A 5,858-nucleotide genomic window follows, 5' to 3' on the forward strand; every position below is an offset into this window, starting at 1 on the left:
ACGGCCTCCCTGACAGTGGTGGCGGCCGGGTGAGTCTGACAGCTGAAGGCCGGATCCGCCTGGAATTTGGCTTCGCCGATTATGGCCAGAACCTTGCCGAAGCCATTGTCTGCCTTGTGTGTGAGGGGCTGGGCTGCACGGCCTGCGATATCGACGTGGTCCTCGGGAACTCGCGTGGACCGGATTCCGGTCCCACCAGTGCTTCTCGCAGCTCTGTTCTGGTCCATGGTGTTCTGGCAAACATCCTTCCGCGCTGGAAAAACCTTGTGCGGGACCAGGCCAGGTCGTTGACCAATCTGCCTCGTGACGAACTGGATTGCGGCCCTGGAGGCCTGTTTCTTGATGGCCGTCAGGTCCTGAGTTACCAGGAACTGGCAGAAAAAGGCCAACCGGCAGAAATGGTTGTTGATTCCAGCCAGGCATTTCCTGTAGCCCCGGGCCAGGATCAACCGGTGGGTCGTTACCTCCAGTTGCAGATTGCGACGGTGGCCAGGGTGGCCGTAGATCGTCTGACCGGGCGTGTCAGGGTTACGGACCTTCACCATATAACTGCAGCGGGCCGTGTCATCTACCCTCCCGGTTATCTGGGACAGATCGAGGGCGCTGCCATGATGGGGCTCGGCATGACCCTCACCGAAGACATGCCAACCCTGGAAGGACGCTACCTCGCTGACAACCTCGATCAGTACATGATCCCCACCATGCACGATGCGCCTGACCAGCGGGTAGATGTTCTGGATAACACACCGACGACCGACTCTTTTCCGGTCCGCGGGGTCGGAGAGCTGGGCATTGAGGCGGTGGCACCGGCCATCTGCTCGGCGATCGAGGCGGCCACCGGTATCCGGGTGCAGCGTCTCCCGGTGGACCCCGGCTACCTGTTGTCCGCGCTTTGTGCTCAGGAGGAGAACTTCTCATGACCCGCAATACTCAGCCGGAACCCTGCACTCCGGAACCGGTGACCTTTGAGCTGAACGGAAATGTCGTTTCACTGTGGGTATCGCCGGCAACCACATTGCTGGACATCCTGCGGGACGCCGGACGAATCACCTCTGCCCGTGCCGGTTGCCGTATCGGCCGGTGCGGAGCCTGTACCGTGCTGCTGGACGGTCAGGCCGTGCCAGGGTGTCTGGTGATGGCCTGGCAACTCTCAGACTGCCGGGTAGAAACGGGCGAGGGTTTGACCGAGGACCCGGATTTTATCCGGGTGAAAGAGGCACTGGCGACCGAAAGCGCATTGCAGTGTGGTTATTGTACGCCGGGTATCGCGGTGTCACTGGTGTCCGGTTTGCGGCAGCACCGATGCGGTGAAACCGTTGACCTTGAGGAGGCGGTGGCCGGAAATCTGTGCCGATGCACCGGATACGGCGGCCTGAAGCGCGCGGTTGATGCGCTCAAAGAGACGAGTTCGGAAACCTAGGGGGAGCTATGTCGAGTTTTGCACTCTGTCACGCCGCGATCTTCACGGTGGACCCGGCGAATCGGGTGATTGCCGATGGTGCGCTGGTGGTCGAAGACGGTGTTATCCGCCAGGTTGGCGATATCAAGGAGGTTACCATTCCGGAAGGTGTGGAAGTGATCGATGCCGGTGGCCATGCCTTGTTGCCTGGTCTGATCGACTGCCATTCCCACTCCAGCCTGATGCGCGGTGTGACCGAAAACATGCCCCTGATGGAGTGGCTGCCCTGGTACCAGCTGGAGCACCGGGCCATGACCGAAGAGTTTGCCTACCATTCGGCGCGTTTGTGCTACCTGGAAGCCTTGCAATCCGGCACCACCTGCGTGATGGATATGTTCCGGTATATGGATCGCTGCGCGGATGCCGCGGCTGATCTCGGGCTGCGGGTGCAACTGGCACCCTACGTGGCCGACCGTCCCGGCAAGGATTTCTTCTCGACCCGAGAGGAAAACCGGCAGTTGATCCGGTCCCACCACGAAACCCGGAATGGCCGAATTCGTGTCTGGATGGGGCTGGAGCACCTGTTTTACTGCACCGAAGACGCCTATCGGGAAGCCGCTCGATTAAGCCGTGAATACGGTGTCGGCATTCACACCCATTGCAGTGAGCAGAAGGAAGAGGAACAGGCGGTCACGGCCGAGTTTGGCCGGCGCTCCCTGGCGATGCTGGATCACTACGGAATTCTGGGGGAACGGACCCTGCTGGCCCACTGTGTGTGGCTCAATGACGATGAAATTGCCCGGGTGGCGGATACCGGCACCAGCATCGCCCACTGCCCGGTCAGTAACGCCAAACTGGCCAGCGGTGTTGCCCGTGTGCCGGAAATGCTGGCGGCGGGGGTCACCGTGGGCCTGGGTACCGATGGGCCGGTCTGTAACAACAGTCTTAGCCTGTTTGAGGAGATGAAGTTTGCCTCCCTGATCCAGAAGGCGACGCGGCTGGATGCCACCGTGCTGCCTGCCGATCAGATCCTGAGGATGGCAACGATCAACGGGGCCAGGGCGCTGGGTCTGGATCGGGAAATCGGCTCCCTGGAAGTGGGCAAGAAAGCCGATCTGCTGTTGCTGGATCTGGGTGGCGCCAATATGGCACCGGTGTCGGTGGACGAGCAGGGCGGGAACCTGCTCTGGAACCTGGTCTTTGCCGCCGGCCCCGGTAATGTGTCCGGTGTCTGGGTGGACGGCCGGCAATTACTCCGGAACGGCCAAGCGGTTCAGGTCAGCCAGCAGGCTGTCGTTGCCGATGCCCAAAAGCAGGGACTGGCACTGCACGAGGCCTGCCGCAAACTGTCCCACACCCGACTGTCCATGGTCTGATAGCGACGATATTCAGGAGAACACAATGTCTGCATTACCCATCATTTCCCTGGCTGGCCTGCGCAGCGACGACCCGGCTCGGCGTCGGACCATCGCCGCTGAGCTGGGTCGGGCCTGCCGTGAAGTCGGCTTTTTCTTTGTCACGGACCACGGAATCCCGCAGGAGGTCTGCGAGGATGCATTCACTCTGGCAAAGGAACTCTTTGCGCTGCCGACAGCCGAGAAAGAAGTCCTGTCGATCAAGCGCTCACCCCATAACCGTGGCTACGTGGCGATGGCGGATGAGAAGCTGAACCCGGAGTCCGGTGCGGATATGAAGGAAGCCTTCAATATCGGTACGGATTTCCCGGACGATCACCCGGATGTCCTGGCGGGAAAACCTTTTCGCGGAGTCAATTTCTGGCCTTCGATTGACGGCTGGCGTCAGCGTGCCCTGGACTATTTCGACCACTGTCTGGAGCTGGGCAGAACCATTCACCGTGGCTTCAGTATTGATCTGGGGCTGGATGAGGAATTCTTTGCCCAGCACCTGACACTGCCGATCGCTACCCTGAGACTGCTTCACTATCCGCCGAGCGCTGGCAGCAACAAACGGGAAGATGGTGGCGCCGGAACCCACAGTGACTACGGCAATGTCACCATCCTTGCGACGGATGCCGTGGCCGGACTGGAAGTGCTGAATCGCCAGGGCGAATGGATTCAGGCACCCCATGTGCCGGGTGCGTTCGTCTGCAATATCGGAGACTGTCTGATGCGCTGGAGCAACGACGTCTATGTCTCCACACCACACCGGGTCCGGCCACCCGAAAAAGAGCGCTATTCCATTGCGTTCTTCCTGGAAGTGAACCCGGATTCTGTTGTCGACCCACGGGATGTCGTGCCGGACCAGGCGCCAAAGTATCAGCCGATTACCTGTGCGGATTATCTTGCGTCACGGTTGAACGCAACCTACGAGCACCGGGAACCGGAGTGATCAGGACGCTGTCCGCATCACGCTGACGTGGGCAGCGACAACCTTCCAGCCATCCGGGAACCGTGCCCAGGTTTGCATCTGTCGACCCTGATCGTCTGTTTGGCCATCGCTGAACTGCGTGCTGACGGTCGCAAAAGAGTCACCGAAGGTCGTCACCAGGGTGCCATGGAGGGTGCGCCCCGGACCTACCGGCTGGCAAAGCCGGCGATAAGCCTGGATGGCTTCAGCGCCATAGAGATTTTCTGCCACGCCGAAGCGAATGGTGAACTCAGATGTCCAGAAGTAGCTGTCGAGAACGTCAAGATCATTATCCAGAAGCGCTTTTTCATAAGCCTCAAAGGCGTCTGTGACGGCGGCTACAATGTCTGGGGCGTTAATGGTGATATCCGTCATTACTGAACTCCGTGGGTTATGAGGGTAGCTCGGAAAGAGACTCGAGCCGTTGTATCAGGCTTTGGGAATCGGTGACCGCTCCAAACACGCCACCCTGCATCTGAATCATCTTGATGGCATGGTCATGGTTTGCCTGATCGGTGGCGCCACAGCAGTCTTCAACCAGCACGCACTCCAGACCCCGATCATTGGCGTCGCGCATGGTGGTGTGCACGCAGACATCGGTGGTAATGCCCGTCAGTACCAGATTTCTGATGCCGCGGGTCCGGAGTATCAGCTCCAGGTCGGTGGCATAGAATGAGCCTTTGCCAGGCTTGTCGATGATCGGTTCTCCGGATTCTGGTGCCAGTTCCGGAATGATGTCCCAGCCCGGCTCACCTCTGACCAGTATGCGTCCGCAAGGTCCCGGGTCACCGATACCTGCGCCGATCTGCCGGGAGCGCCAGCGTTTGTTTTCGGGCAGGTCGCTGAGATCAGGGCGATGTCCTTCGCGGGTGTGAATCACCGGCATTCCTAGTTCCCGGAATCGGGCCAGTAGCCGGCCGATCGGTTCAATTGGGGCGCGTGTCAGCGAAAGGTCATAGCCCATTGTGTCGACATAGCCACCCTTACCACAGAAGTCGGTTTGCATATCGATGATGATCAGGGCTGTATTGTGTCTCGTCAGGTTGTTGTCGTAGGGCCAGACATAGGGGCGAGAGTTCAGGGTTGCAGTCATGGCTGGTTACTCCGGAAGCGTGTTTGATAGGGCCAGGGCGGCGAGAAACTGCTCTGATGTCGCCGTGGCACCGAACATTCCGCCTTGCATTTCGGTTATGCTGAAAATGGCATCCCGGTGGCGGGTTTCTGTGGCGGCCGTGCAGTCTCTCAGGATCAGTGTTTCCAGCCCCCGGTCATTGGCGTCACGGACGGTGGTGTGCACACACACATCGGTGGTCAGGCCTGCAAACACCAGGTGGGTGATCCCCTGAAGCCGCAGTACGTGATCCAGGTCGGTGGCGTAGAAGGCGCCCTTGCCGGGTTTATCGATAATGATCTCATCCGGCGTTGGAGCAAGTTCCGGAATGATTTCCCAGCCGGGCTCGCCGCGCACCAGAATCCGGCCCAGTGGGCCGGCATTGCCGATGCCGGGGCAGACCTGTTCGCTGCGCCACTGCTTGTTGACCGGAAGGTCTGCCAGCTGCGGCCGGTGACCTTCACGGGTGTGAATGACCAGAGCGCCTGGCAGCGCGCGGAACGCTGCCAGTACCCGCTGGATTGGTTCGATGGTGGCCCGGGCGGGGGCCAGATCGACGCCCTGGGAGTCGATGTACCCTCCCGGGGCGCAGAAGTCCTTCTGCATGTCGATAATCACCAGGGCCAGCCGGTGGGGGGGCACCGGCGCGATGCAGGGCCACGCGTAGGGCCGTGCATCGGGAACCGTGACAGGGTGGGTCGTGGTCACTTCAGACGACCTTTCACGCCGTTTACGAGGAAGTCCATCTTCTCGGTTTCTTCCAGGGTCATGACGTCACCTTCTTCAACCAACACCGTGCCATCCTGAGCGATAACCGGGCCTGCCCAGACTTGGAACTCTTCGTTCATAATGGCTTCCTGGCGGTCCAGTACCGTTTGCTGATCATCTTCGCTTACTGCACTGCCGAAATCGCTGAGTTTGGCTGCACCAGTCAGGAGGTCGCCACGCAGGTGCTCGGATTTCCAGGTGCCGTCTTCTGCC

8 protein-coding genes are annotated in these 5,858 nt (G+C 60.1%); 4 read left to right on the top strand and 4 right to left on the bottom strand.

Annotation, left to right across the window (positions count from 1 at the left end; translation table 11 throughout):
- The 4 genes from B2W52_RS06865 to B2W52_RS06880 all read left to right on the top strand — a co-directional run.
- The coding region (locus tag B2W52_RS06865) for a xanthine dehydrogenase family protein molybdopterin-binding subunit (protein ID WP_286802105.1) at positions 1-920 on the top strand (920 nt) is incomplete at its 5' end.
- Positions 917-1,420 (top strand): (2Fe-2S)-binding protein, encoded by a 504-nt coding sequence (locus tag B2W52_RS06870; RefSeq protein WP_273072964.1) that lies wholly within the window; start codon positions 917-919, stop codon positions 1,418-1,420. The genes B2W52_RS06865 and B2W52_RS06870, both read left to right, overlap by 4 nt.
- Positions 1,421-1,428: 8 nt before the next feature.
- Positions 1,429-2,775, top strand: coding sequence for an amidohydrolase family protein (locus tag B2W52_RS06875; RefSeq protein ID WP_273072962.1), 1,347 nt, complete (start codon positions 1,429-1,431; stop codon positions 2,773-2,775).
- 25 nt (positions 2,776-2,800) lie between these two features.
- Complete coding sequence (locus B2W52_RS06880) at positions 2,801-3,748, top strand: isopenicillin N synthase family dioxygenase (protein ID WP_273072960.1); 948 nt, start codon at positions 2,801-2,803, stop codon at positions 3,746-3,748.
- On the opposite strand, the gene hpxZ is transcribed toward B2W52_RS06880, so the two are convergent.
- The 4 genes from hpxZ to B2W52_RS06900 form a co-directional block, all read right to left on the bottom strand.
- Positions 3,749-4,132: an oxalurate catabolism protein HpxZ gene (gene hpxZ, locus B2W52_RS06885; RefSeq protein ID WP_273072983.1), complete on the bottom strand. Its 384-nt coding sequence runs from the start codon at positions 4,130-4,132 to the stop codon at positions 3,749-3,751. It lies immediately after the preceding gene.
- Between the two features lie 25 nt (positions 4,133-4,157).
- Positions 4,158-4,859 carry a biuret amidohydrolase gene (gene biuH, locus B2W52_RS06890; RefSeq protein ID WP_273072958.1) on the bottom strand — a complete coding sequence of 234 codons (702 nt, stop codon included), beginning with the start codon at positions 4,857-4,859 and terminating at the stop codon, positions 4,158-4,160.
- 6 nt (positions 4,860-4,865) lie between these two features.
- A complete protein-coding gene (locus B2W52_RS06895; protein ID WP_414673483.1) occupies positions 4,866-5,585 on the bottom strand; it encodes a cysteine hydrolase family protein in 720 nt (239 codons plus the stop codon).
- Positions 5,582-5,858: hypothetical protein (locus tag B2W52_RS06900; protein WP_286802109.1), on the bottom strand; the 277-nt coding region annotated here is incomplete at its 5' end. The genes B2W52_RS06900 and B2W52_RS06895, both read right to left, overlap by 4 nt.

Source organism: Marinobacter sp. UBA2498, assembly GCF_002341575.1.
Lineage (GTDB): Bacteria > Pseudomonadota > Gammaproteobacteria > Pseudomonadales > Oleiphilaceae > Marinobacter > Marinobacter manganoxydans.